The organism is Pseudoalteromonas sp. CNC9-20 (genome assembly GCF_022347875.1).
Classification (GTDB): Bacteria; Pseudomonadota; Gammaproteobacteria; order Enterobacterales; family Alteromonadaceae; genus Pseudoalteromonas; species Pseudoalteromonas ruthenica.
The window spans coordinates 503,481-528,066 of record NZ_JAKRFS010000003.1 but is presented as its reverse complement, the minus strand read 5'-3'; the positions used below and the strand labels follow the sequence as shown (position 1 = coordinate 528,066).

At 48.4% G+C, this 24,586-nt stretch carries 26 protein-coding genes; 17 read left to right on the top strand and 9 right to left on the bottom strand.

The window, feature by feature from the left end:
• Window positions 1-51: 51 nt before the first annotated feature.
• The 5 genes from parE to MHM89_RS09555 form a co-directional block, all read right to left on the bottom strand.
• The gene (gene parE / locus MHM89_RS09575; protein ID WP_239408671.1) at window positions 52-1,947 is read right to left on the bottom strand and encodes a DNA topoisomerase IV subunit B; all 1,896 of its coding nucleotides are present in this window, start codon (window positions 1,945-1,947) and stop codon (window positions 52-54) included.
• A gap of 4 nt (window positions 1,948-1,951) precedes the next feature.
• Window positions 1,952-2,536, bottom strand: a complete 585-nt coding sequence (locus tag MHM89_RS09570) for a YqiA/YcfP family alpha/beta fold hydrolase (protein ID WP_239408670.1) — start codon at window positions 2,534-2,536, stop codon at window positions 1,952-1,954.
• Complete coding sequence (locus tag MHM89_RS09565; protein WP_239385001.1) at window positions 2,521-3,300, bottom strand: metallophosphoesterase; 780 nt, start codon at window positions 3,298-3,300, stop codon at window positions 2,521-2,523. The genes MHM89_RS09570 and MHM89_RS09565 overlap by 16 nt, the downstream gene beginning before the upstream one ends.
• Window positions 3,287-3,661: a DUF1249 domain-containing protein gene (locus tag MHM89_RS09560; RefSeq protein WP_081604455.1), complete on the bottom strand. Its 375-nt coding sequence runs from the start codon at window positions 3,659-3,661 to the stop codon at window positions 3,287-3,289. Before MHM89_RS09560 ends, MHM89_RS09565 begins: the two co-directional genes overlap by 14 nt.
• 77 nt (window positions 3,662-3,738) lie before the next feature.
• On the bottom strand, window positions 3,739-4,365 hold the full coding sequence (locus MHM89_RS09555; RefSeq protein WP_239385002.1) for an NUDIX domain-containing protein: 627 nt from the start codon (window positions 4,363-4,365) through the stop codon (window positions 3,739-3,741).
• Window positions 4,366-4,547: 182 nt separating this feature from the next.
• Here MHM89_RS09555 and tolC point away from each other — a divergent pair, with 182 nt between their 5' ends.
• The 3 genes from tolC (at window position 4,548) to MHM89_RS09540 (ending at window position 7,564) form a co-directional block, all read left to right on the top strand.
• Window positions 4,548-5,915 carry an outer membrane channel protein TolC gene (gene tolC, locus MHM89_RS09550; RefSeq protein ID WP_239408669.1) on the top strand — a complete coding sequence of 456 codons (1,368 nt, stop codon included), beginning with the start codon at window positions 4,548-4,550 and terminating at the stop codon, window positions 5,913-5,915.
• Between the two features lie 90 nt (window positions 5,916-6,005).
• Window positions 6,006-6,932, top strand: coding sequence for an LpxL/LpxP family Kdo(2)-lipid IV(A) lauroyl/palmitoleoyl acyltransferase (gene lpxL, locus MHM89_RS09545; protein ID WP_239408668.1), 927 nt, complete (start codon window positions 6,006-6,008; stop codon window positions 6,930-6,932).
• Window positions 6,933-6,988: 56 nt separating this feature from the next.
• Complete coding sequence (locus MHM89_RS09540) at window positions 6,989-7,564, top strand: TcpQ domain-containing protein (protein WP_022946307.1); 576 nt, start codon at window positions 6,989-6,991, stop codon at window positions 7,562-7,564.
• Between the two features lie 6 nt (window positions 7,565-7,570).
• Here the strand turns inward: MHM89_RS09540 and glnE are convergent, their stop codons facing one another.
• Window positions 7,571-10,384 (bottom strand): bifunctional [glutamate--ammonia ligase]-adenylyl-L-tyrosine phosphorylase/[glutamate--ammonia-ligase] adenylyltransferase, encoded by a 2,814-nt coding sequence (gene glnE, locus MHM89_RS09535; protein WP_239408667.1) that lies wholly within the window; start codon window positions 10,382-10,384, stop codon window positions 7,571-7,573.
• A gap of 71 nt (window positions 10,385-10,455) precedes the next feature.
• Here glnE and MHM89_RS09530 point away from each other — a divergent pair, with 71 nt between their 5' ends.
• The 6 genes from MHM89_RS09530 to ruvX are packed head-to-tail and all read left to right on the top strand — an operon-like array spanning window position 10,456 to window position 14,591.
• The gene (locus MHM89_RS09530) at window positions 10,456-11,346 is read left to right on the top strand and encodes a hypothetical protein (RefSeq protein WP_022946309.1); all 891 of its coding nucleotides are present in this window, start codon (window positions 10,456-10,458) and stop codon (window positions 11,344-11,346) included.
• Between the two features lie 18 nt (window positions 11,347-11,364).
• Window positions 11,365-11,793, top strand: a complete 429-nt coding sequence (locus tag MHM89_RS09525) for a hypothetical protein (RefSeq protein WP_138588413.1) — start codon at window positions 11,365-11,367, stop codon at window positions 11,791-11,793.
• Window positions 11,794-11,830: 37 nt separating this feature from the next.
• A complete protein-coding gene (rsmE, locus tag MHM89_RS09520) occupies window positions 11,831-12,565 on the top strand; it encodes a 16S rRNA (uracil(1498)-N(3))-methyltransferase (protein ID WP_239408666.1) in 735 nt (244 codons plus the stop codon).
• Window positions 12,566-12,619: 54 nt separating this feature from the next.
• Window positions 12,620-13,573: a glutathione synthase gene (gene gshB, locus MHM89_RS09515; protein ID WP_045979570.1), complete on the top strand. Its 954-nt coding sequence runs from the start codon at window positions 12,620-12,622 to the stop codon at window positions 13,571-13,573.
• Between the two features lie 14 nt (window positions 13,574-13,587).
• Window positions 13,588-14,145 (top strand): YqgE/AlgH family protein, encoded by a 558-nt coding sequence (locus MHM89_RS09510; protein ID WP_022946313.1) that lies wholly within the window; start codon window positions 13,588-13,590, stop codon window positions 14,143-14,145.
• A complete protein-coding gene (gene ruvX / locus MHM89_RS09505) occupies window positions 14,142-14,591 on the top strand; it encodes a Holliday junction resolvase RuvX (protein WP_022946314.1) in 450 nt (149 codons plus the stop codon). Before MHM89_RS09510 ends, ruvX begins: the two co-directional genes overlap by 4 nt.
• Here the strand turns inward: ruvX and MHM89_RS09500 are convergent.
• The 3 genes from MHM89_RS09500 to MHM89_RS09490 are packed head-to-tail and all read right to left on the bottom strand — an operon-like array spanning window position 14,551 to window position 17,648.
• Entirely contained in the window at window positions 14,551-15,474 is a 924-nt protein-coding gene (locus MHM89_RS09500) for a hypothetical protein (protein ID WP_239408665.1), read from the bottom strand. The genes ruvX and MHM89_RS09500 overlap by 41 nt on opposite strands.
• A complete protein-coding gene (locus MHM89_RS09495; protein ID WP_239408664.1) occupies window positions 15,452-16,585 on the bottom strand; it encodes a PilT/PilU family type 4a pilus ATPase in 1,134 nt (377 codons plus the stop codon). The genes MHM89_RS09500 and MHM89_RS09495 overlap by 23 nt, the downstream gene beginning before the upstream one ends.
• 13 nt (window positions 16,586-16,598) lie before the next feature.
• The gene (locus MHM89_RS09490; RefSeq protein ID WP_022946317.1) at window positions 16,599-17,648 is read right to left on the bottom strand and encodes a type IV pilus twitching motility protein PilT; all 1,050 of its coding nucleotides are present in this window, start codon (window positions 17,646-17,648) and stop codon (window positions 16,599-16,601) included.
• Between the two features lie 30 nt (window positions 17,649-17,678).
• Here MHM89_RS09490 and MHM89_RS09485 point away from each other — a divergent pair, with 30 nt between their 5' ends.
• The 8 genes from MHM89_RS09485 (at window position 17,679) to MHM89_RS09450 (ending at window position 24,575) form a co-directional block, all read left to right on the top strand.
• Window positions 17,679-18,365 carry a YggS family pyridoxal phosphate-dependent enzyme gene (locus tag MHM89_RS09485; RefSeq protein WP_045979572.1) on the top strand — a complete coding sequence of 229 codons (687 nt, stop codon included), beginning with the start codon at window positions 17,679-17,681 and terminating at the stop codon, window positions 18,363-18,365.
• 45 nt (window positions 18,366-18,410) lie between these two features.
• Window positions 18,411-19,232 carry a pyrroline-5-carboxylate reductase gene (gene proC, locus MHM89_RS09480; RefSeq protein WP_239408663.1) on the top strand — a complete coding sequence of 274 codons (822 nt, stop codon included), beginning with the start codon at window positions 18,411-18,413 and terminating at the stop codon, window positions 19,230-19,232.
• Between the two features lie 20 nt (window positions 19,233-19,252).
• Complete coding sequence (locus MHM89_RS09475; protein WP_022946320.1) at window positions 19,253-19,786, top strand: YggT family protein; 534 nt, start codon at window positions 19,253-19,255, stop codon at window positions 19,784-19,786.
• Between the two features lie 104 nt (window positions 19,787-19,890).
• Complete coding sequence (locus MHM89_RS09470) at window positions 19,891-20,328, top strand: DUF4426 domain-containing protein (RefSeq protein ID WP_053910609.1); 438 nt, start codon at window positions 19,891-19,893, stop codon at window positions 20,326-20,328.
• Between the two features lie 10 nt (window positions 20,329-20,338).
• Window positions 20,339-20,923 carry an XTP/dITP diphosphatase gene (locus MHM89_RS09465; RefSeq protein WP_138590297.1) on the top strand — a complete coding sequence of 195 codons (585 nt, stop codon included), beginning with the start codon at window positions 20,339-20,341 and terminating at the stop codon, window positions 20,921-20,923.
• A gap of 3 nt (window positions 20,924-20,926) precedes the next feature.
• Window positions 20,927-22,072, top strand: coding sequence for a radical SAM family heme chaperone HemW (gene hemW, locus MHM89_RS09460; protein ID WP_239408662.1), 1,146 nt, complete (start codon window positions 20,927-20,929; stop codon window positions 22,070-22,072).
• 44 nt (window positions 22,073-22,116) lie between these two features.
• Complete coding sequence (locus MHM89_RS09455) at window positions 22,117-22,635, top strand: DsrE family protein (protein ID WP_239408661.1); 519 nt, start codon at window positions 22,117-22,119, stop codon at window positions 22,633-22,635.
• A gap of 101 nt (window positions 22,636-22,736) precedes the next feature.
• Window positions 22,737-24,575, top strand: coding sequence for a DUF885 domain-containing protein (locus tag MHM89_RS09450; protein ID WP_138547971.1), 1,839 nt, complete (start codon window positions 22,737-22,739; stop codon window positions 24,573-24,575).
• Window positions 24,576-24,586: the final 11 nt, after the last annotated feature.

The window sequence follows — 24,586 nt, the reverse complement described above, 5'->3', positions numbered from 1 at the left end:
AGGTGAACGGCTAACACCAGGCTGTAATATTAGCCGTGATAGTGATTCTAGTTACACCTCAACTTGCGCTTTATCGCCGTGATTCTCAAGCCATTGGCGGCGATCGCCAGAGCGTCTTTTCGCCAGCAGCATATCCATCACCTCAACGGTGTGTTCCATCTCTTCAAGGGTAAGCTGCACCAAACGGCGAGTATTCGGATCCATGGTTGTTTCACGCAGTTGCAACGGGTTCATTTCCCCCAAGCCTTTAAAGCGTTGCACATTGACCTTGCCGCGTTTCTTTTCTGCCTCAATGCGATCCAAAATACCGGTTTTTTCGCCCTCATCTAGGGCATAGAAAACCTCTTTACCCACATCAATGCGATACAGAGGCGGCATGGCAACATAAACATGACCCTGGCGCACCAAGGTGGGGAAGTGTTTAACAAACAAAGCACATAACAAGGTGGCAATATGCAGTCCATCGGAGTCAGCATCGGCGAGAATACAAATTTTGCCGTACCGCAAGCCACTTAAATCGTCGCTGTCGGGGTCTATACCTAATGCAACGGAGATATCATGCACTTCTTGCGATGCTAAAATTTGTCCGGATTCCACTTCCCAAGTATTCAGAATTTTACCTCGTAGCGGCATAATCGCCTGGAAGTCTCTATCCCGGGCTTGTTTGGCTGAACCGCCTGCTGAGTCCCCTTCCACTAAAAATAATTCAGTGCGCTCACTTTCGTTACTGCTGCAATCGGTCAACTTACCGGGCAAAGCGGGGCCTTGCGTAACCTTTTTACGCACCACTTTTTTGGCGGCGCGCATACGTTTTTGAGCGTTACTAATACATAGCTCAGCAAGGAGCTCGGCAATATCGGTGTGCTCATTTAGCCACAGGCTAAAGGAGTCTTTAACCACCCCAGAGACAAACGCTGAGCACGAACGTGACGACAGCTTTTCTTTAGTTTGTCCGGCGAATTGTGGGTCTTGCATTTTTACCGATAATACATAGGAGCACTTTTCCCAGATATCTTCTGGCGTCAGGCGTACACCACGGGGCAACAAGTTGCGGAATTCGCAGAACTCTCGCATTGCCTCGAGCAAGCCTTGGCGCAAGCCATTCACATGGGTGCCGCCTTGTGCGGTGGGAATGAGGTTAACGTAGCTTTCTGTGATCGATTCACCGCCCTCTGGCAGCCACAACAAGGCCCAATCCACTCCTTCCGTAGCACCACTAAACTCACCGGTAAATGGCTGTTTAGGCAGTGCTTCAAAGTCTTTGGTTGCGTCTTTTATGTAATCTTGTAGGCCCGCCTCGTAGTACCACTCCTGGGTTTCTTTATTTTGCTTGTTGATAAAGCGGATACGCAAGCCAGGACACAGTACCGCCTTGGCTTTGAGAATGTGGTTGAGTTTAGAAAGCGAAAAATTCGCGGAGTCGAAATACTTTGGATCGGGCCAAAAGCGAACGGACGTACCGGTGTTACGCTTACCCACAGTCCCGGTGACTTCTAAGTCTTTCACCTTATCACCATCGGCGAAGGCAATCTCATACACTTGCCCGTCGCGACGCACAGTCACTTCAACACGTGTTGACAGCGCATTGACCACTGAAATACCCACGCCGTGCAAACCACCAGAGAACTGGTAGCTTTTGTTAGAGAACTTACCACCGGCGTGAAGTTTAGTTAAAATCAGTTCAACCCCTGGGATCCCCTCTTCAGGGTGAATATCCACCGGCATACCACGACCATCATCAATGACCTCTAACGAGTTGTCCTCATGTAAAATGACATCTACCTTACTGGCATGTCCGGCCAGCGCCTCATCAACACTGTTATCGATCACTTCTTGACTGAGGTGGTTAGGGCGCGTGGTGTCGGTGTACATCCCCGGGCGGCGTTGCACCGGCTCGAGACCATTTAATACTTCAATTGCTTCGGCGTTGTAATTCTGCTGGCTCATATTTTTATTCGTTAACGGCCTTAGTGGTTAGAGAGATATTCAGAAATTGCATTATATGGGCAAAGTAGCGCTCAAACCCAATAAAACTGTGGTTGCCACCCGCTTCTACTCGTTGTTTACAACCTTGATAGTAAGCGACAGCCTGCTCATAGGGTAGCACTTCGTCACCTTCTTGTTGTAACAAAAACAGCAGCTCGGGGGAAGTTAATTGCTGTAAATAAAGCCCCTGCAAGGCCTGCATGTGAGTGTGATTCAGCTCATAGCTATAATTTTGATAGGGGTTGTACTGCACCCCGCGATACTCATCGAGCAGCTCAAAAGGGCGTACGGCAGGGTTTATCACCACGCTTGGTAAATGATAACGCTGCGATAAATACGTAGCATAAAAGCCACCAAGCGAACTGCCGATTAAGGCGGTGTCTTCATCCACCAACGCGCTCAAGTGGGCGATCGCCTGCTCTGGGTCATGGCTGAGACGTGGCACAATATATTGCCCCTGCCAAGTACGTAAGTGCTCACCAAGCTGCACCGCTTTGTGGGAGCGCTCAGAACTATTGAAGCCATGAATATAAATTAATTTGCGAGCCATTTGACCTCTGTGATGGGCGCTTTATTGGCCACGAGACGCACGCGACGATACCCTGGGCCGAGATTTTCTTGTTGCCAACTCACTGCATTTTTTACAAATTGCACCGAGGTGGCGGGGGTGCCGAACACCTCAACACCTTGGTAATCATGGTGGTAATCATGATGTGTATGGCCATGTAGCACGGTTGCGCTGCGACTACGCGTCTCGATGCATTGCAATAACGCATCACCATTTTCGAGAATATGCTTATCTAAATAACCGTGAATAGGCAATGGGTGGTGATGGGTAATAAACACCTGCTGAGGAGCGGCTGTATCAATGGCATCACCAAGCTCAGCCAAATGATTCTCTGCCACCCACCCTGCCGGTGTATCGCCTTTGCTATTAATCAGTAAAACTTGGCCACAAGCATGCTCAATGCGTTTTTCAGGACGAATTTGCCCTCCAGTTATGGCACTGAGCTGGCTAAGCTCATCATGATTCCCCGGTACCCAAAATACCGGGCACTGCAACGCGCTATTGGCCACCAGCTCAGCAAACAGTTGATAAGATTCAGGGCTGTGGTCTTGGGTAAGATCGCCACCGAAAACCACAAAATCAAATGCTTCAGCGGCCATGGCCGCCAGCGTTTGTTGTAAATGCTGCGCTGTACGCACACCAAAGTACTGCTCTTGCGGCTGCGCAAATAAATGCGCATCGGTAAAATGCGCGAAGTTTAGCTCAGTACTGGCAGGGCAAAAATAAGGGGATTCAAACCAAGCCACTGTTACAATCCCAATCTAAAACCGCTTCGCCATGTGACATACAAAAACTCAACCAGTCATGCAAAAACGCATTAACTTGGTATTTTTCGTCTTTATGATGCATTTTCGGGTTCGGGTAACCATAAGATGGCTTAATTCGCGTATGGTAGTTTGGATGCACTACCTCTGCGACCTTGGCATCGTGATAAATGCGAACATTCATTGGCGGTGTGAATAGGCCCTCCACCGCTCCTTGCACTTGAGTAATACAAATATCAGTGGTGTATTTGGCAGCTTGCTCAATCACAACCTCATATTGCTCATTGGCGATAGTGAGTAACTGCGATGCGCCCGTTGTGCCAGCGCTTGGCAAAATGCGCATCACGTTGGCATAGTTGCGCTCACACAAAGTGAGGTATTTAGGCAGGGATTGAATGTATCCTGCTTTTCTTTGTACTGTCACTCAGCGCCCCATTGCTGTTGAATTCGCTGCTCATTGAGTGCTAACCATTGTAGACTAATCACTGTTGCGGCGTTATCAATTTCCCCGTTGTTTAGGCGCGCCATTGCCTCATCAACAGCCATCACATGTACTTTAATATCTTCACCTTCATCATCCAGTCCGTGTACCGTGCCACCGATTCCTGATAAATCAGTTTGCGCTAAATACAAATACAACCGCTCTGTTGTCCCGCCGGGGCTCGAAAGGTATGACAGCATGAAGTCCAATTGCTGCAATTCCAAACCCGCTTCTTCCTGCGCTTCTTTACGTACTACCGCCGGGTAATCTTCACTGCCATCAGCCATGCCAGCAATACATTCTAATAGCCAGGGGTTATCTTTGGTTGCCAAGGCGCCTATGCGAATTTGCTCGACGAGTAACACCGAACGCGTTGCTGGATCATAAGGCAACACGGCCACAGCATGACCGCGTTCAAATATTTCACGCTCAATGATTGCACTGGTGCCACCGGCAAATAATGCGTGTTTGAAACGGTACTTATCGATTTTGAAAAAACCTTTAAACACTTCCTCGGTGCTCTCAATGGTCACATCGCCTTTATCGAACTGATTGATTTTATTCATTTTATACTCGCCACCCCACTTGGCTAAAAAGTTTATAAGTCAACGGTCGCGTTTACCCTTCCGCGAAAATTATATTCTGTTACACTTAAGCGCAGTCAATTTACGTTTTTGCTTTTCGCAAATCGCGAGAAACACGATAACATGCTCCTAATTCGCTGAATATTCTAAGGACTGTACTGATAATGAAAAAGACACTACTGACCACGCTGATTGCATTGAGCTGCAGCTTTAGCACTTACAGTCATGCTGAAGACCTAATGCAGGTGTACGAAATTGCACTTGAGAACGATCCCGTTGTTTTAAAAGCTAAAGCTAACGCCGAAGCACAAGAGCATAACACAGACCGTGCACTGAGCGCGTTGTTGCCTCAGCTTGGTTTCAGCATGGGCTACACTAAATCAGAAAGTGATAGCTACGAGTTTGATGACGACTTGCTACAACTGGTCAAGGTTGACAGCGAGCGCGATAGCTTTTCTCGTGAGATTGGCTTAAGCCAAGCCATATTCGACCTTAACGCATGGCGCTCATTGGATATTGCCGAGAAGCAAGCTCTGCAACAAAAGACCGTATACGACCAAGCGCAACAAGCGCTGATTGTGCGTGTCGCACAGGGCTATTTTGAAGTATTAGCTGCCATTGATACCTTAGAATTTGTGCAAGCAGAAAAACGCGCTATCGAACGCCAGCTCGAGCAAACCAAGCAGCGTTTCGCGGTAGGCCTAACTGCCATTACCGATGTACACGAAGCGCAAGCGCAATTCGATAACTCAGTCGCTCGCGAAATCGTCGCTAAAAACGATGTTGAAACAGCGCGCGAAAAACTCCGTGAAATCACCGGTAAGTACCACGCCAAACTTGACCAGCTTGATACTGAAACTTTCTCTACGGTGAAGCCGAATAAAGCCACCGAGGACTTTGTTACTCTGGCTAAAGCGAACAACTTAGAGCTGCAAGTTGCTAAAGCATCGGTTGATATCGCCAAACAACAAATCGATTTGGCGCAAACAGGTCACTATCCGAAGCTGACTCTCAATGCAGCCTACGGCGATTCATTAGTTGATAGTGAGCGTACTATCATGGGCCAAACCGTTGTTAATGACCATGTTCCGCGTGGCGACACAGCGTCAGTGGGCTTAAACTTCGAACTTCCGCTTTACTCTGGTGGAGCAACAGTGGCTTCAACTGACCAAGCACGTGCCCTTTATGTTGTTGCCAGTGAAGACTTAGAAGCGACCCTGCGCGGGGTAACGCGAACCACGATTACCTCTTATAACCAAGTGGTGTCTGATATCGCTACCTACAGAGCATTGGAGCAAGCTGTGGTTTCCGCAGAAAGCGCCTTACAGGCCACGGAAGCTGGTTTCGAAGTGGGTACAAGAACCATTGTGGATGTGTTGATTAGCACCCAGAACCTTTACAATGCCAAACGTAACTTAGCCGATGTGCGTTACCGCTATGTAGTATCGACTCTGGCACTGAAACAAGCTGCGGGCACGCTTACCGCTGAGGACCTACAGGCAATAAATCAAGGCCTGAAGCCACAAAGCTAACGCGTCAAGATAAAGCCAGTGCCCAGCACTGGCTTTGTTATATGAATAACGTATACTGTCCGCCATCTACAACGGTGAATAACAACTACAGTGGTCAACAAAGCAACTTTCCAACTTGCCTTCTTAACCCCCAAGTATTGGCCAAGCTGGCTCTCCATTTTTTTACTTTACACCCTTAGCTGGCTACCACAATCCTGGCAATTAGCCTTAGGGCGTGCATTAGGTCGTTTAGTGCATCGGTTTGTAAAAAAACGCCGAAAAATTGCTGAAGTCAACATTGCCTTATGCTACCCAAAGTTAACAGAAGCCGAGCGCGCCGAGTTGGTGCTTAAGAATATGGAAAACACCGGCATGGCCATTTTTGAAAGTGCCATGGCATGGTGGTGGCCCGCATGGCGAGTAAAACGAGTGATGGGGTCCATCACCGGATTAGAGCATGTAGATCAAGCCAATAAAGACGGTAAAGGTGTGCTGTTATTGGTGCCTCATATTCTGCATTTAGAAATGGCCTCTCGCGTAATGGGATTAGAGCGCCAAGGCGTGGCTTTTTATCGCCCCCATAACAATGCCTTAATGGATTACTTTACCGCCAAGGGACGTTTGCGTTCGAACGAGTATTTGGTTGGAAAGCGTGATGTTAAGTCTTTACTTAAAGCTCTAAAAGATAAAAAGTTTTGCTACTACCTGCCGGACCAAGATTATGGCCGCAATCGCAGTGTTTTTGCGCCTTTTTTTGCCGTCAAAGAGGCAGCAACCACCACTGGTACACTATTATTTGCAAATAGTCGCCATTGCCGAACACTGAGCATTATGACTCGCCGAGACGCACAGGGAAAATACCACCTCGCGGTGCAACCTCCGCTAGAGAACTTCCCCAGTGGCGATGATGTGCATGATGTCACGCAAGTAAACCAGCGTATGGAGCAAGCTATTAATAATGCACCTGAGCAATATATGTGGCTACACCGGCGCTTTAAGACGCGCCCTGACGAGCATGCACCGTCTTATTATCGCTAGTCAATAACAATAATGACCAACTATGCTTAACAATAACAACATCATCAGGAGTAGCTATGTGGTTTTGGATTAAACATTTATCACTGGCTTTTATTCTTATTTTAGCCGCCGCCTATTTTTTACTCGGCGATGGCCCTGTATTTCAAGTAAGGGAAGACAGCAACCCAGCCGCCAAAGGGTTGTCACAATTTTACGCTAACATCAAAAACACCGTGCGCAATGCCACTGAGCGTGAAAAGTATGTTATCGAGCTGGGCGAGCCTAAAGACGACATCACGCGCATGCTGGAGCAACGTGTCGGTGTGGTGCAACCCACCGATATTCGCTGGCAAGGGCAAGTTAAAAGTCGTCGCTTTGCCGCTGGGGCTACACTGCGCAAGGTGATGTCTGACTTCGCCAAGGAAGAAGGTATCGCCTTTTACTGGTACTTAAATAAAGACTACGTAGTGAAGCACCCTTTTCGCGTAGACGACACTTTTGTATCAACGCTCTACCAAGTGGGCAAAGCGATTGACAGTGATTTTGAATACGAGGTACAGACCTTCTATTGCCACCGCGAGCGCGCGGCCGTGATCACCGAGCGCCCCTCACCTTACATTCGCGAAAACTGTAAAAAGATGTCTCGCGCTTAATGCCCCTCATTTGGGAGCAGCAAAAAGTTGCTCCCAGATTTGGCTGACCGAGGCGATTTCATCTTGCAGCTCTATTTTGGCAACCATTTTCTCTTGATTGCGTAAACTCAGTACATGATATAAGCCCCGATAATGGCAATAAGCGTGTATAAGCTGCTGCGTCTGACGTTCGCTGATACAGCCACAGTGCGCCGCCGCTTCCAAAATGCGGATATTATCTGAATACTCGAGTAATGCTGGATGGTGGTGCGCATGGGCCAAAACCAAAAACTGAGTGATGAATTCAATATCGGTCATCCCACCAACACCCTGCTTCAAATCAAGCATAAACTCGTTTTCTCGGTTTAAATGCCGCCGCATTTTTTCCCGCATGGCGATCACGTCGTCGCGAAGCGGTGCTATCTGCCGCGCTTGCGCTAATATCTCTATACGGATTTCACTAAATCGTTGGCGTAGCGCGCTGATTCCATAGACCATGCGGGCACGCACCAAGGCCTGATGCTCCCAAGTCCAAGCTTGAGTTTGCTGGTAGTGAAGAAAGCTCTCGATATTGATGGCTAACAAGCCTGATGACCCTTCAGGGCGCAAGCGAGTATCGAGTTCATATAAAATGCCGGAGCTGGTGCGCGTGTTAAAAAGGTGCATCAAGCGCTGCGCTAGTTTTAAATAAAACTGCCGTGCGGAAATCGACTTATCACCGTCGGTGCTGCTGTCGCCATCGTGGTTGTGAACAAAAACTAAATCGAGGTCAGAGTCATAACCTAACTCCAACCCGCCTGCCTTACCGTAGGCGATTACGGCAAAGCCCTTATGTTGTTCATCGGTGCCGGGGACTTTGCCAAAGCGCGCCACCATTTGCTGCCAGGCAAGGTTAACTGCTTGCTCTATAATCGCCTCCGCTAACGCGCTGAGGTGGTCGCTGACCTTCATTACTGGCAACGCACCGGTCGCATCCGCCGCAGCGATACGTAATTGCTGGGTTTGCTTAAACTGCCTGAGCGCCTCCATCTGCATTTCTAAGTCATGCTCATCAATGCGTAAAAAATACTGGCGGATCTCGTTACTATAGGCATCCAAAGGGAAAGGATTGTAAAGCTCCGCAGGGTCAATAAGCTCATCCAACAGAATCGGATAATGAGCAATATGTTCGCCAATCCAACGACTATGTGCACACAAGCGTACTAATTGCTGGAGAGCCCCTGGGTTTTCAAGTAGTAACTCTAAATAGGCGGTGCGCGACATAATTTTATCGAGCACATTGGTGACCAAGGCCACGACCTCACCACATGCGTGAGCATGCTGCAGCTGTTGCAACACATGGGGCATTAATTTATCCAGTGTGTCTCTGCCACGTTTACCTATAGGCTGTTTGCTTACGCGCTCATGAAAGTGATTCAGGGGTCCCTGCCAGCTCATACGCTGCTGGGCATTGGCAATCACATCACTGAGGGCCTCGGTATCGTTATGCTCCCACGCCAGGGTATAGCTGTCATCCAAGTCATCACCCTGCTCTGGCTCAAAGCCAATGACTTGTTCAAACTCATCGCGTATGCGCCCCATCGCCGCCTCAATAACTGCACGACTGTGTTCTTCGTTAGCTTGATTGAGCAATGTATTTAATCGCAGCCAATCACGTTGTGACTGCGGTAATTGCTGGGTCTGCTCATCATTAAAGGCTTGCAGATATTGTTCTATCTGGCGCAGCAACGCATAGTCTTGCCATAGTTGCTGCTGTTGCTCGTCAGTAAAAACCCCGAGCTCTGTCAGTGCAGTCAACGCTTTAGCTAAGCTTTGAGTTTGTAGTTGCGGCTCTCGACCTCCTCTGATCAGCTGTAGTGCCTGAACAATAAATTCCACTTCTCGAATACCACCAGCGCCCAACTTAATATTGTCTTGTAAGCCTTTACGGCGCACCTCTTGGGCAATCAGTGATTTCATTTTGCGCAATGACTCAATCACTGAGAAATCAATATATCGGCGATAAACGAACGGTCTTAGCATCTCGTTAAACTCATGCACATAGTTACATGGCGCGTGAATGAGTCGGCCTTTGAGCATAGCGTAGCGCTCCCACTCTCGGCCTTGCTCTTGATAGTACGCCTCCATAGCCGAAAAGCTCATGACTAAAGGACCACTGTCACCAAAGGGACGCAGACGCATATCGACGCGGAAAACTCGCCCATCTACGGTATGTTGGTCTAAGGCAGCAATCACTTTTTGCGCCACCTTAGTGTAAAACACCTGCGCTTCAATACTGCGCCGCCCACCTTGGGTGGGGGTGTTAAGGGGGTAAGTGAAGATAAGGTCGATATCGGACGAGTAATTAAGCTCCTTTCCGCCCAGCTTGCCCATACCTAAAATCATCATGGCGATCGGGTGGCCGTGTTCGTCCACAGGTGCGCCATTAACTTTAGCTACCTGAGCGAAGGCCCATCGATTGGCTGCGTCTATCAGCGTATCACTTAAAGCAGACACATAAGCCATGGAGTCAGCGATGTCGTTGCCGCATACCAAATCGAGATAAGCAACCTTTAGCCAATACTGCTGGCGGTAACGACGCAACATGGTTAATGCCTGAGTTTCTGACACATCGCCTAACTGCTGTGGCAAAGGATCCGGCACCGCACGACACTGCTGTTGCTCGGGGTCAACAAGCCACGCTCCCCACTGTTTATGGGTACTGAGTACATCGTAGGCAAAGTCGCTAAGCGCTAGCAGTTGCAACAAATCGTTATCTATTTCCGTGTCGCCATATATCTGTTCATAGCGATCTTTACCAAGTTGCTGTAATTGCGAATTAAAACCAGAAGGTGCAGTCATAGATACCGCTCTCTTTTAAGTTAGGGCCAACCGTACTAGAATGAAAACAAAGTTCCTTTTCGGCTGCCAGTATGACGTATTTTTCTTTGTCAAACGAGTCCTTATATACCTTTGCTATTAGCTTCGTAGCTATTGCTGCGGTGCTGTTCGCACTGCGTATTTACACCCAAGTCAGAGCGCGGCAGGCCTTAAAAGAAGAGCTCGCCCAGCGTGATAACTTTGCGCTGGGAATTAGCTATGCCAGTTACCTGCTCTCGTTAGTGCTGATTATCGGCTACCTAGTGGATGACTTTTCACTGACGGTGATGCGCGAAGAGCCGTGGAAAGTGCCGCTTTTGCTAATACTGATGCTACTTTTTACAAAAGTTGGCCAAGCTATTCATCGAAAATGGATTCTCAGTCGTTTTAATGAAGAGAAGGCTATTTTAAAGCAGAATGTATGCGCCGCCTTAGTCGACTCGGGAATGTTATTAGGAAATAGCATTGTGGTTATAGGTTTGGTCAGTTGGTCTCAAACTAACAGCATGTATTCTTTGCTTGTGGTGTTTGTAAACTTCTTATTTTTGCAGGGCTTATTTGCCCTAGATAGCAAAGTGCGTGAAGCTCGCTTTGCTAAGGTAAACCAAGGCGCATCGCTGCAAAGTAACTTTAACTTGGAAAATACCTCAATCGGTATTCGTTACGCAGGCAAATCTGTAGGTATGGCTCTGGCCCTTTACGCAGGTCTAGCCAGCGCCAATTACTACAGCGGCAAGATGGTAGAAAATGTCTTTACATTGGCTGTACACTGCGGTCTGATGTGGTTATTGGTCAATGCCATGGCTCGCGCCGTGTTGTTGATCGTACTTTATCGTGTCGACACCGGGGTCGAGGTTGATCACCAAGATAATGTTGGCATTGCTGCTGTGGTGTTTTCTGTATACTGTGCCATGGGCTATTTGTTGATTCAGTTTTTCGCCTAGTGGCAACGGAGAGAATGAATGGATAAGGATCTTAGCAACTATTTACTCATCGACAGCGATCCGCTGTTGAGCCGAGCCTTTTGCGCTAATCCCTATGCGCACACAGTGATAGTTGCTGGAGCGAACACCCGTCATATGGTTAAGCTTATGTTTGACCAGCAGGTAAAGGATTATTGTTATTGTGACTTTGATAACGAAATCAGTGTGGCTGAATTATCAAGTTACGCCTCGCGACACCATAGCGTTGCTGGCGTGCTGGTGTTTGCCTGCGCCTATGAAAGTGCTAGCAATTCCTTTAAATGGGTCATTGATTCGTTACATGAAAATCGGTTATTAATTAATAAGCAAGGCGCTGATTACCACCTTACACCACTGACTACGCCCTATCACCAAAATCACCTCAGCTGTAATCAGGATCCTGATATACTTGCGCATTTAGGCGACTAGTTTAGACTGTCGCAAAATCCTGATGATGGACAGCGTAATGAGAATTCCGCATATTTTCGAGCCGACCATAGGCGCTTTAGGTACAGACTTTAATTTAAGTGATGATGCAGCTGGGCACGTAGGCCGTGTGTTGCGCATGCAAGTTGGCGATCAACTGCGGCTGTTTAACGGCCACGGTGGTGAGTATCACTGTGAAATCGTTGATAGCAGCAAAAAATACGTGACTGTTCGCTGTATAGAGTTTATCGATAGTGAATGTGAATCTCCCCTCGCTATCCATCTTGGGCAAGTGATCTCCCGTGGCGATAAGATGGACTTTACCATTCAAAAGTCGGTGGAGCTCGGGGTGGCCGAAATTACCCCGCTATTTAGTGAGCGCTGTGGGGTTAAGCTCAATGGCGAACGCTTAGCAAAGAAGCATCAACAGTGGCAGAAAATCGCTATCGCCGCAGCCGAGCAATGTGGTCGTAATCGTATTACCACCATTCACCCGCCAATCGCTCTGGAGCAATGGCTAACCCAGCCGAGCGACGCCACTAAGCTTACGTTACATCCTCGCGCGCAGCACAGCATTAAAACTATGCCGGCGCCAAGTGCGGGTGTGCGCTTTTTAGTTGGCCCTGAAGGCGGCTTTACCGATGCAGAGATCCACAGCAGTCATGAGCATGGCTTTATGGATATTCGCATAGGTCCACGCGTCTTGCGCACAGAAACGGCGGCTTTAACGGTCTTAAGTGCGTTACAGATGCAGTTTGGTGATTTAGCGAATTGAATTTACTGCGCGCCAACCCCATAAAATAATTAGATTGATTAAACGAGTAGAGCAATGGCAATTAAACTGGGCATTATCAGCGACCCAATTTCTGGGTTTAATATTAAAAAAGACACCGGCTTTGCAATGATGCTGGAAGCCGAAAAGCGCGGCTATGAATTGTATTATATGGAAATGGACGATCTGTTTCTGCGCCAAGGTGAAGCTTTTGCTCACGCTGCTCGCGCCCATGTGTTTGATAATGCCGAGAAGTGGTATGACTTAGCGCCGCAACAGGACATTGCCTTGGGCGATCTCGATATTATTTTAATGCGCAAAGACCCACCTTTTGATACCGAATACATCTACGCCACCTATATCTTAGAGCGCGCAGAACTGGCTGGCGCCTTAGTCGTTAATAAACCGCAAAGCTTGCGTGATGCCAACGAAAAGCTTTATACCGCCTGGTTTAGCGAATTTACCCCAGACACCTTAGTGACCCGCTCGGCGAAGCAGATCCGCGCCTTCTTGGCTGAACATGGTGATATCATTATGAAGCCACTCGATGGCATGGGCGGCGCCTCTATTTTTCGAGTCAAAGAAGACGACGCCAATATCGGTGTGATCATCGAGACCCTGACTGAGCATGGCAAGCGTTATGCTATGATCCAAAACTATATTCCCGCCATTAAAGACGGCGACAAACGAGTGTTAGTCGTTGATGGCGAAGTGGTTCCCTACTGCTTAGCGCGTATTCCTCAAAAAGGCGAAACGCGAGGCAATCTCGCCGCTGGTGGTCGCGGTGAGGTGCGCCCTCTTACCGATGATGAGCGCCGTATCGCTGAGACACTGGCGCCAACGCTAAAGGCCAAGGGACTATTATTCGTGGGTCTGGATATTATTGGTGACAAACTCACTGAAGTGAACGTTACCGCGCCAACATGCGTTAAAGAAATAGAGGCTGAGAGCAACTTTTCTGTCACCGCATTGTTTTTTGACGCGCTTGAGCGCAATTTAACAACTTCTTAATCGTGGAGATGTCTATGCAGTCATTAACCAACCACTTTTTGGTCGCCATGCCCTCGTTACAAGAGCCATTTTTCAAACACGCAGTGGCCTATATTTGCGAGCATAACGACGAAGGCGCCATGGGTTTGGTGATTAACCAACCTATTGATGTTACGGTGGGTGAGTTATTAGACAAAATAGACATCGACAACGATAAAAACCAACAAGCCGCTGGGCGCCAGGTGTTTGCTGGCGGACCGGTGAAAACTGACCGAGGCTTTGTGCTACACACGCCCAAGCCGGGCTACGCGTCATCGCAAAGTTTAAGCTCCGAGATAATGATCACCACCTCCAAAGACGTGCTTGCGAGTCTCACCACCGAGGATGCGCCGGAGCAATTTATCATCACCTTAGGTTATGCCGGTTGGTCTGAGGGTCAGTTAGAGCAAGAGCTGTTGGAAAACTCGTGGCTAATTATGGAAGCCGACCCCGAGGTTATTTTCAATACCCCCATCAACGAGCGCTGGCATAAAGCCTTAGAACTTATGGGTATTGATGCTAATAAGCTTAGTTTGGAGGCGGGTCACGCATGAGTGAGTCCTCAAGCTCTAAAATGGGCCAGCGCAGTGTAATGGGCTTTGATTTTGGTACCAAGAGTATTGGCGCCGCCATCGGCCAAGAGTTAACAGGTACTGCTAATGGCCTGCGCGCTATCAAGGCTCGTGATGGTATTCCTAATTGGGATGATGTTCGTACCCTGGTCGATGAATGGCAGCCAGACTTGTTAGTGGTAGGCTTACCACTGAATATGGATGGCAGCGAGCAAGAGCTCACGCGCCGGGCACGTAAGTTTGCCAATCGCCTGCACAATCAAACGGGGTTGCCAGTACAAACCCAAGATGAACGACTAACCACGGCCGCCGCCAAGGAGCAGCTATTCGCCGAGGGCGGCTATCGAAACCTAAGTAAAGGCAATATTGATAATGCCTCTGCGGTGCTTATTCTGGAGAGCTTTTTTGCCGCTCAAGGGGGCTATTAAGCACTGCCATCTGCGTTAAATCAGGAATAAACCCCGCTTGCTCGTAAGCTGCTCGAATTCGGCCCTGCTCGCGCAGTTTGGCCAGCCCTTTTTGGAGTGCTTTAAAGGCCTGCTGACCTTGGGGGTGATTACGAGACACTACGAAGTGACGGCTGTCTTTTATTTGCACAACAAAGTGCGGATGCGCCTTCAGTGATATGTTATCCAGCTGGTAATGGTTATTATACTGAGGCATCAGTGGCATCAACATAAAGTCGACCCACTGCATCGACACCATGCGCGCTTGCGATAACCATTCATCTTCCTTAATGATGCGTTTTAACGGCAGTGCCTGCAAGGTGCGCCAATCACTGCGCCAGCGCGGCGTAGATACAGCGGTGAGTGCGGTCATATCGGCCAGCGATGTTATACTCTGCACCCGCGTGTTATCTGGGTGACTATAAATACCCGCATAATACTCACCTTGACGGATCACCGCATCGCTGACAAAAACCGCCTCACTGAGTATTAGCGCATCAGCACGCCAATAGGTATCAAAACTAATTAATAATTTACCTTGTTCCAGCAACCGCGTATTACGAAAATTAATCTTGCCGACACGGTAGTTAAAAGTGTACTCGAAGCCGCCTAGACGCAGCGCTTGCTGCGCCACTATCATATCGACCACATCCCGACGCACACGCTTACCGCTAAAGTCGCTAACGGCTAAGGGCGAGCGCCCAGCCAGAAAGGCCACATAATCGGTATAAACATCATCACGCAAATAGATGTCAATGCTTTGCTCCCTGCCCTGAGCAGGCAGTAGCACGGTGAGTATCAGCGCGTAAAAAAACGCCCTGATACTTTTTACGCTTGAGCGTTTAGCTATCGCTATCGTCGCCAAGGCCGTCCACCGTTACCCCTTGTAGGAAGCCTGCACCTTGTTGTTCGTTGTTACGAAGTTTAATCATCAAACGAAGATCGTTCGGTGAGTCAGCGTGGTGCAGTGCATCGGCGTAGTTGATGAGGTTTTGCTTGTACAGATCAAACAGCGCTTGGTCGAAGGTTTGCATGCCCATTTCTTTGGACTTGGCCATCACCTCTTTGATGGAGCCGATTTCGCCTTTTTTGATCAGCTCGGCAATCATCGGTGAGTTTAGTAACACCTCAATCGCTGCCACACGACCATTACCATCTGTGGTAGGGATCAGCTGCTGAGCAATAATAGCGCGCAAGTTAAGGGCCAAATCATATTTGAGCTTGTCGTGCTTTTCCTTAGGCACCAAGTGCATAATACGGTCAATGGCTTGGTTGGCGTTGTTGGCGTGCAAGGTAGCAACACACAGGTGGCCAGTCTCAGCGAAGCTTAACGCATATTCCATGGTTTCTTGCGAGCGGATCTCACCAATGAGAATTACATCCGGGGCCTGACGCAGCGAGCTCTTCAGTGCAGCCTCAAAACTCTCGGTATCAAGTCCAACCTCACGTTGGGTAATGATACTTTTGTTATGCTCGTGTACGAATTCAATTGGATCCTCAATGGTAAGGATATGGCCTTTTTGGTTGCGGTTACGATAACCCAGTAGCGCCGCCAATGAGGTCGACTTACCGGTGCCGGTACCACCGACGAACAACACTAGACCACGTTTTTTCATGATCACATCGGTAAGCACTGAAGGCAGACCGAGTTCATTAACGTCGGGTATGGTGGTAACGATACGACGAATAACCATCCCCGCCTGATCACGTTGCCAAAATGCCGAAATACGGAAACGTCCCTCATCGGTGGCAATGGCAAAGTTACATTCTTTAGAGTTATGAAACTCATTGATTTGTTTATCGGACATTGCCGACTCTACCAAGGTCAATGCCTCATCATCACTGAGTATATAGTCATCAAGGGGGGTGAGCTCGCCATTCACTTTGGCACTCACCGGCAAATGCGTAGAAACAAATAAATCCGATGCCTGCAAGGCGATCATCTTCTGCAAATAATGCGCTAAAGGTTGTATCATGGTGTTAATCCTACTACTGACCCGACATGCCGAATTGGGTCTTATCATGGGCTTTCGCCTGTGCAGCCTGTGTGCTGATAAGGCCACGGTTTAACAAGTTTTGTAAGCACTGGTCCATGGTCTGCATACCATGCGCAGCGCCAGTTTGAATCGACGAGTACATCTGCGCGATTTTATCTTCACGAATAAGGTTTCGTATCGCTGGGATACCTATCATAATCTCGTGCGCCGCAATTCGCCCGCCCGACACTTTTTTCAACAGTGTTTGCGAGATAACCGCGCGCAGTGATTCTGAAAGCATCGAACGTACCATGTCTTTTTCTTCACCGGGGAAGACGTCAATGATACGGTCAATGGTCTTTGGTGCTGAGGTGGTGTGCAAGGTGCCAAACACTAAGTGACCTGTTTCTGCTGCGGTCATCGCTAGGCGAATGGTTTCTAAGTCCCGCAGCTCACCGACCAAGATAACGTCGGGGTCTTCACGCAACGCACTGCGCAAGGCATTGTTAAAGCTGTGCGTATCACGGTGAACTTCCCGCTGGTTAATCAAGCTAAGCTTGTTTTGGTGTACGAATTCTATCGGGTCCTCAATGGTAAGGATATGGTCGTGACGTGACTTATTGATGTAATCAATCATCGCCGCCAAGGTGGTTGATTTACCCGAACCTGTTGGCCCAGTCACCAACACCAGACCACGGGGGTTTTCCGAGATGGTTTTAAATATCTCCGGCGCGCCCAAATCATCCAAGGTCAGCACCTCATTGGGGATGGTACGAAACACCGCTGCTGGGCCTCGGTTAGAATTAAAGGCGTTAACACGAAAACGCGCCAAGTCAGGAACCTCGAACGAGAAATCCACTTCTAGGTTTTCTTCGTATTCTTTGCGCTGTTTATCGTTCATAATGTCGTAGACAAGGCCGCTGACTTCCTTGGCCTCAAGCACGGGAATGTTAATACGGCGCACGTCGCCGTCGACACGAATCATCGGCGATACACCGGCTGAAAGGTGTAAATCCGAGGCCTTGTGTTGCACACTAAAGGCCAATAATTCAGTAATATCCATAACAGGACTCCACAACTAACTGATAACTTTATGGTTACAATAGCAGAACGACTCGATGCCGCCTACGCCCGAATCGCTACGGCGGCAAAAAAATGCAATCGCGATGAAAAAGACATCACTTTAATCGCCGTTTCTAAGAAAAAACCCCTAGAAGATATTTTAGCGGCTTTTGATCATGGTCACCGAGAATTTGCTGAATCCTATGTCCAAGAAGGTGTTGAGAAGGTGCAGGCACTTAACGACCATAAGACAATAGTATGGCATTTTATAGGCCCCATTCAGAGTAATAAAACCAAAGCGATTGCCGAGCACTTCCACTGGGTGCAAAGCGTTGATAGGGAAAAAATTGCTCGGCGTTTAAATGAGCAGCGCCCCACGAATATGAAACCGCTCAATATTCTCATTCAAGTGAATATTGATAACGACGACAATAAGTCTGGCTGTTCAGTAGCACAATTGCCGCAGTTGGCTGAACTCGTTGACAATAGTCGACAGCTGCACCTGCGTGGATTAATGGCAATCCCAGCAAAAACCGACAGTTTCGATGCGCAACTGCAATCTTTCGAGAAATTAAAGGCTTGCTTTGATAAACTACAGACCCAATATCCACAGCTAGATACCTTGTCCATGGGCATGAGTGCTGATGTGGATGCGGCCATCGCCGCCGGTTCAACCATGGTCCGAGTGGGCACTGCTATATTTGGAGAGCGCAGCTAGGACGTTGAATCGTATATTCTAATAACACAACAAGTTGAGGTTTATATGTCACAAAAAACCATCGCGTTTATTGGTACTGGAAACATGAGCTACGCCATTATTGGCGGCATGGTGAAAAACGGTTTTGCGAAAGAACGCATTATTGCTACCAACCGTAATCAGGAAAAACTCGCGAAGGTCGCCGCTGACTTTGGTGTACAAACCACCTCGGATAACGTTGAAGCGATTGAAAAGGCCGATGTCATCGTGTTGTCGGTTAAGCCACAAATGATGGCGGATTTAGCGCAAAGTTTTATTGATGCTGGTGTTGATTTTAGCGGCAAAGTGTTTATTTCCGTGGCGGCGGGCATTACTGTTGCGCGCTTACAAGTAATGCTCGGCCAACCAGTGAAAATGGTGCGCTGCATGCCAAACACGCCTTCATTATTGGGCCGTGGTGTATCAGGCCTGTATGCTGAAGGTATCAATGAGCAAGAACGTGACTTTATTCAAAGTGTATTTGAATGCACCGGTATCGCTGTATGGGTTGATGAAGAGGCGCAAATTAACAACATTATAGCCGTCACTGGCTCTTCACCTGCATACTTCTTCTTGTTTATGGAAGCCATTGAAGAAAAAGCTAAGGCACTAGGCTTTGATGAGCAACAAGCTCGTGCACTAGTACAACAAACAGCTTTGGGTGCAGCGGAGATGGCCTTGTCGCAGGACGATATTAGCATTTCGCAACTGCGTGCTAACGTCACCTCTAAAGGCGGTACCACCCACGCTGCCGTTGAGCACCTAAAAGACCAAGGCCTAGTACAGACTGTTGCCGGAGCCATGGATGCCTGTATTGCCCGTGCCCAAGAGATGGAAAAAGAAATTTAACTTGCGAAGAGACTAAGCTCATGAATGCCATGCAATTTCTTGTTGGGATCGTATTCGATCTATTTTTAATGGTGGTGCTGTTGCGCTTTTGGCTGCAGGCTGTGCGAGCGGATTTCTATAATCCGCTGAGTCAATTTGTGGTGAAGGCCACCAGTTTTGCAGTGAACCCATTACGTAAAATCATCCCCGGTTTTGGCGGTTTGGATATCGCTTCACTGGTGCTGGCATTCATTGTTGCCTTTGCCAAGGTCAGTGTGCTTCTGATGATGTTCCACGGCGGCTGGAGTGCCCCTACGGTGCTTATCTCCGGCGCTCTAACGGTAGTTAAAGAAGGTCTCAACTTACTGTTCTGGGTGCTCATTATTCGTGCCATTTTGAGCTGGGTCAGCCAAGGGTACAATCCCATAGAAGCGATTTTCCATCAACTTACTGAACCCATGCTAAGACCGATACGCAAGGTGATCCCACCCCTTGGTGGCTTGGATCTTTCTATCCTTGTCTTGATTATCGCCTTACAGTTCTTACAAATTTTGTTTATGGACTTTATCGGCTAACCTGAACTCGCAGCAAGCCCCGGCTTTGCTGTTCTCCGGTACACTTAAGGGTAAAGAGTGCGTTGGTCGAGCTAAGGCCAACGCCTAACCACAGGAGTCATATTATGAAAACCCTGTTCACTGCATTGCTGTTATGCATACTCAGCATCTCCCCCAGCTATGGCGAGCAAGCCGAAGTTCAAGGAGGTCAATTTAAAAACTTGGGTCACTGGCAAGTACACTATATTGCCTTTCCCTCAACATCCGTTCCCGCAGAAGTTGCGCGTAACTATGACTTAGAACGGGCTGGCGATAGAGCCCTAATCAATATTTCGGTATTACAAAATAACCAAGCCCAAGCCGTCGATATTCAAGGCAGCGCCAAAAACCTCATTGGTCAAACAGAACAGTTAACCTTTAAAGAAATTAAAGAAGGCGAGAGCATCTATTACATAGCCCAAATGCGCTTTGATAACGAAGAAGTTTATCGCTTTGAAATAACCTTAACGCAAGGAAATACAGTTGAAGTGCTGCGTTTCCATCAAAAGTTGTACGAACATTAAGAGAGAATACATGACCACTTGGGTGCTAGCCACAGGTAACAAAGGCAAAGTTGCTGAGCTCAGTGCGCTGTTAAGCGAGCTAAATATTGAAATAAAACCACAAAGTGAGTTCCAGGTAAGCGATGTTGCAGAAACTGGCACTACCTTCGTTGAAAACGCCATTATTAAGGCTCGCCACGCCAGCGCCGAAACGGGTCTCCCTGCAATCGCCGATGACTCTGGATTGATTGTTGATGCCCTTGATGGTGCTCCCGGCGTCTATAGCGCTCGCTATGCTGGGGCCAATGCCAACGATGACGACAACATAGATAAATTACTCGCGGCCATGCAAGGTAAAAACCAACGCAGTGCCCGCTTTTGCTGTGTGTTAGTGCTGGTGCGCCACCAACACGACCCATTGCCATTAATCTGCCAGGCCACTTGGGAAGGAGAAATCACCTCAGCGCGCAGCGGTGCCCAAGGTTTTGGCTATGACCCGGTATTCAAAGTAAACGGTTTGGAAAAAACCAGCGCCGAGCTAAGCAAGGAAGAAAAAAATCGTCTGAGCCATCGTGGACAAGCATTACGCCACTTACTCAGCGCGTTAAAAGGCTAAGCAGTGCAACACCTTCCACCTTTGAGCTTATATATTCACATCCCATGGTGTGTCCAAAAATGCCCTTATTGCGACTTTAATAGCCATGCGCAAAAAGGCCAACAAATCCCTGAGCAAGAATATGTCCAGCATCTGCTTGGCGACCTGCGCAATGACGCGCCGCTCGCCTGCGGACGCCCTATTCACAGTATTTTCATTGGCGGTGGTACGCCAAGCTTGCTCTCCGGTCAGGCTATGCAACAATTGCTTGACGGTGTAAGAGCGCTCATTCCCCTACAGGAAAATGCCGAAGTGACCTTGGAGGCAAACCCAGGCACAGTTGAGGCGGGGCGTTTCAGTGAGTATGTCCAAGCCGGCGTCAATCGCATCTCCATCGGGGTGCAATCAATGCAACAAGATAAGCTGAAAGCCTTGGGCCGTATTCATAGCCAAGAAGAAGCCATCAATGCGGCAAAACAAGCCCATGATGTTGGCCTTCGCAGCTTTAACCTCGACTTGATGCACGGCCTCCCCGGCCAGTCTATTGATGATGCATTAGCAGACTTAACACAAATCATCGCGCTGCAACCCCCGCATATTTCTTGGTATCAGCTTACTATTGAGCCTAACACGCAATTTTACTCCAAGCCCCCGACCCTGCCAGAGGATGACACCTTATGGCAAATCCAAGAAAGGGGGCAAGCACTGTTGGCCGAAGCGGGCTACCAGCAGTATGAAATTTCTGGCTACGCAAAGCCGGGGCATCAGTGCCAACACAACTTAAATTATTGGCGATTCGGCGATTATTTAGGCATAGGCTGTGGCGCTCATGGCAAAATAACCAAGCCTGATGGGCAGATCGTGCGCACCGAGAAGGTCAAGCACCCGCGCGGCTATATGGATTTAACCAAGCCATATTTGTATCGCGACTGGTCAGTCAGCGAACAAGAGCGGCCATTTGAGTTTATGATGAATCGCTTGCGGTTGATGGAGCCTTGCCCTATCGCTGAATTTGCCCAGCTGACCGGCTTGGCGTTATCGCATATTGAGCCGCAGCTGCAACGAGCGCAGCAACTAGGGTTAGTGGCATTAGATAATACCCAACTAACAGTCACAGCTCAGGGTCATCGTTACCTTAATGAGTTACTTGCGCTCTTTGTTGACGATTAAACTTCGGCTTATAGAGTAGCCACAAACACAGAAGGATAAGCACAATGAGGTGGGTGTTTTTGCTAATAACACTGTTGGCTGGTACGGCGCACAGCGCCACTAATGAGCCGGTCATTAAAGACTTTGGGCTCTTTTATCCGGTACCCGACAGTGACCCTATTGGCCAGGACGTGCGCTTTAAAATTGCCTTTGACGTGGCCTCTGGGGCACCGGTTGGTGAGCAAAATAACCACATCAACTCATTAGCCCGATTTATAAACATGCATGTGGCCCATGGCGTGAACCCAAAAAATATAGCATTGGCACTGGTGGTTCATGGCGATGCGACCCAAGATGTACTCAAAAGCAGTGAATACCAAGCGCGATTTGCCGCTGATAATGCCAACGCTTCGTTAATTCGCCAACTGCTCGCAAATAATACCCAAGTGTATGTGTGCGGCCAATCGGCAAAGCACAACAACATCAGTGCTAAGCAGTTGTTGCCTGGGGTCCGCATGGCCCTTTCAGCCATGACCGCCCATGCACAATTACAACAACAAGGGTATACACTGAATCCATTTTAGCGATATAGCAGCCAATAGCGCAGTCCTGCATTTAGCCTAACGACTGTGATACTTGGCGCTATGTGCAATATTAAAACAACAAGTGAAATAGGTATCTAACTATGCGTAAGCTCACTCTAATCGCGGCCACTGTCAGTGCCGCACTACTGGCTGGCTGCCAAGGCACCCCAGCAAATAACAGCACTGCTAACAGTGCGCCAGTACAGCAGCAAGTGGTGCAATCGGAAGTAGCAAAGGCCAATGCATTTTTCGAAGAGGTCTTTAACCGTAATGTGATGCGCAGCCCTGTGTACCAAACCTACATGGGCATTAAAAAAGACTATGACAAATGGGACGATGAAAGCGAAGCACGCGCTAAAGAAGATTTAGCGTTAGCGAAAAAAGATCTCGCCACGCTGGCGACCATAGATCGCGCTAAGCTCGATGCGAATACCCAAATCAGCTATGACCTAATGCAACAAAACTTAGAGCAAAGCATCGCTGATTACCAATGGCGCTACCATAACTACCCAGTTAACCAAATGTTTGGCACCCACTCTATGGTGGCGGCATTCCTTATCAACCAACATCAAATCAGCACTGTTGAGGATGCCAAAGCCTATATTGCTCGTTTAAATGGGGTGCCTAAGCTATTTACACAGCTACAAACCAATTTACAAACTCGCGCAGACAAAGGCATCATTGCCCCGAAGTTTGTATTCCCACACGTCATTGAAGCCAGCCAAAACATCATTAAAGGTGCCCCCTTCGGTGGTGATAAAGACTCTACTTTATTGGCCGACTTTAAACGCAAAGTCGACAAGCTAGATATCGACAATGGCGATAAGAGCGCCTTAATTGCCGAAGCCACCGAAGCGCTACAAGTCTCAGTCAAGCCAGCATATAACGGCTTAATCAGTTACCTACAACAACTTGAAAAACGCGCCGATAACCGTGACGGTGCTTGGAAGTTCCCTGATGGTAAAGCCTTTTATAACACCATGCTGGAGCGCACCACCACCACCGATTTAAGCGCGGAACAAATCCACGCCATCGGTCTTGCGGAAGTACAGCGTATTCATGATGAAATGCGCGCCATCAAAGAAAAAGTCGGCTTCGAGGGCGATTTAAAAGCGTTCATGGAGTTTATGAAAACCGATGAGCAGTTCTATTACCCCGATACCGAAGCCGGTCGCGAAGCATACCTAAATGAAGCTATCCGTGTGATTGATGATATGAAGGGACGCCTCGATGAGCTGTTCTTAGTAAAACCTGAAGCCGGACTAAAAGTAAAACGTGTTGAAGCATTCCGCGAAAAGTCAGCGGGTAAAGCCTTCTATCAACAGCCGGCTCCCGATGGCTCACGCCCAGGTGTCTACTACGCTAACTTGTATGACATGGAAGCCATGCCCACCTACCAATTGGAAGCCTTGGCTTATCACGAGGGGATCCCAGGCCACCACATGCAAATCGCCATTGCCCAAGAGCTCGAAGGCGTGCCTAACTTCCGTAAATACGGGCGTTTTACCGCTTACACCGAAGGCTGGGGACTTTACTCAGAGCTGCTGCCAAAAGAAATGGGGCTGTATCAAGACCCTTACTCTGACTTTGGCCGTTTAGCGATGGAACTTTGGCGCGCATGCCGTTTGGTTGTAGATACCGGTATCCATGCTAAACGTTGGACGCGTCAACAGGGTATCGACTACTACGTCAATAACACCCCTAATGCAACTTCGGACGCAGTGAAAATGGTAGAGCGTCATATCGTTATGCCATCACAAGCCACCGCTTATAAGATTGGTATGCTGAAAATCGTTGAGCTGCGTGAGCAAGCTAAAAAGGCGCTAGGTGATAAATTCGATATTCGTGAATACCACAATATCGTGCTTAAAAATGGCCCAGTACCACTGAACCTACTTGAAGAAATGGTTGCCGACTGGGTCGCTAGCAAGCAGGCATAAGGCAAGAGAAA

Coding starts and splice junctions, on each gene's coding strand:
- parE (WP_239408671.1), bottom strand. CDS start 1,947: ATGAGCCAGCAGAATTACAACGCCGAAGCAATTGAAGTATTAAATGGT.
- MHM89_RS09570 (WP_239408670.1), bottom strand. CDS start 2,536: ATGGCTCGCAAATTAATTTATATTCATGGCTTCAATAGTTCTGAGCGC.
- MHM89_RS09560 (WP_081604455.1), bottom strand. CDS start 3,661: ATGCGCATTTTGCCAAGCGCTGGCACAACGGGCGCATCGCAGTTACTC.
- MHM89_RS09555 (WP_239385002.1), bottom strand. CDS start 4,365: ATGAATAAAATCAATCAGTTCGATAAAGGCGATGTGACCATTGAGAGC.
- tolC (WP_239408669.1), top strand. CDS start 4,548: ATGAAAAAGACACTACTGACCACGCTGATTGCATTGAGCTGCAGCTTT.
- MHM89_RS09540 (WP_022946307.1), top strand. CDS start 6,989: ATGTGGTTTTGGATTAAACATTTATCACTGGCTTTTATTCTTATTTTA.
- glnE (WP_239408667.1), bottom strand. CDS start 10,384: ATGACTGCACCTTCTGGTTTTAATTCGCAATTACAGCAACTTGGTAAA.
- MHM89_RS09530 (WP_022946309.1), top strand. CDS start 10,456: ATGACGTATTTTTCTTTGTCAAACGAGTCCTTATATACCTTTGCTATT.
- MHM89_RS09525 (WP_138588413.1), top strand. CDS start 11,365: ATGGATAAGGATCTTAGCAACTATTTACTCATCGACAGCGATCCGCTG.
- rsmE (WP_239408666.1), top strand. CDS start 11,831: ATGAGAATTCCGCATATTTTCGAGCCGACCATAGGCGCTTTAGGTACA.
- gshB (WP_045979570.1), top strand. CDS start 12,620: ATGGCAATTAAACTGGGCATTATCAGCGACCCAATTTCTGGGTTTAAT.
- MHM89_RS09510 (WP_022946313.1), top strand. CDS start 13,588: ATGCAGTCATTAACCAACCACTTTTTGGTCGCCATGCCCTCGTTACAA.
- ruvX (WP_022946314.1), top strand. CDS start 14,142: ATGAGTGAGTCCTCAAGCTCTAAAATGGGCCAGCGCAGTGTAATGGGC.
- MHM89_RS09495 (WP_239408664.1), bottom strand. CDS start 16,585: ATGATACAACCTTTAGCGCATTATTTGCAGAAGATGATCGCCTTGCAG.
- MHM89_RS09490 (WP_022946317.1), bottom strand. CDS start 17,648: ATGGATATTACTGAATTATTGGCCTTTAGTGTGCAACACAAGGCCTCG.
- MHM89_RS09485 (WP_045979572.1), top strand. CDS start 17,679: ATGGTTACAATAGCAGAACGACTCGATGCCGCCTACGCCCGAATCGCT.
- proC (WP_239408663.1), top strand. CDS start 18,411: ATGTCACAAAAAACCATCGCGTTTATTGGTACTGGAAACATGAGCTAC.
- MHM89_RS09475 (WP_022946320.1), top strand. CDS start 19,253: ATGAATGCCATGCAATTTCTTGTTGGGATCGTATTCGATCTATTTTTA.
- MHM89_RS09470 (WP_053910609.1), top strand. CDS start 19,891: ATGAAAACCCTGTTCACTGCATTGCTGTTATGCATACTCAGCATCTCC.
- MHM89_RS09465 (WP_138590297.1), top strand. CDS start 20,339: ATGACCACTTGGGTGCTAGCCACAGGTAACAAAGGCAAAGTTGCTGAG.
- MHM89_RS09455 (WP_239408661.1), top strand. CDS start 22,117: ATGAGGTGGGTGTTTTTGCTAATAACACTGTTGGCTGGTACGGCGCAC.
- MHM89_RS09450 (WP_138547971.1), top strand. CDS start 22,737: ATGCGTAAGCTCACTCTAATCGCGGCCACTGTCAGTGCCGCACTACTG.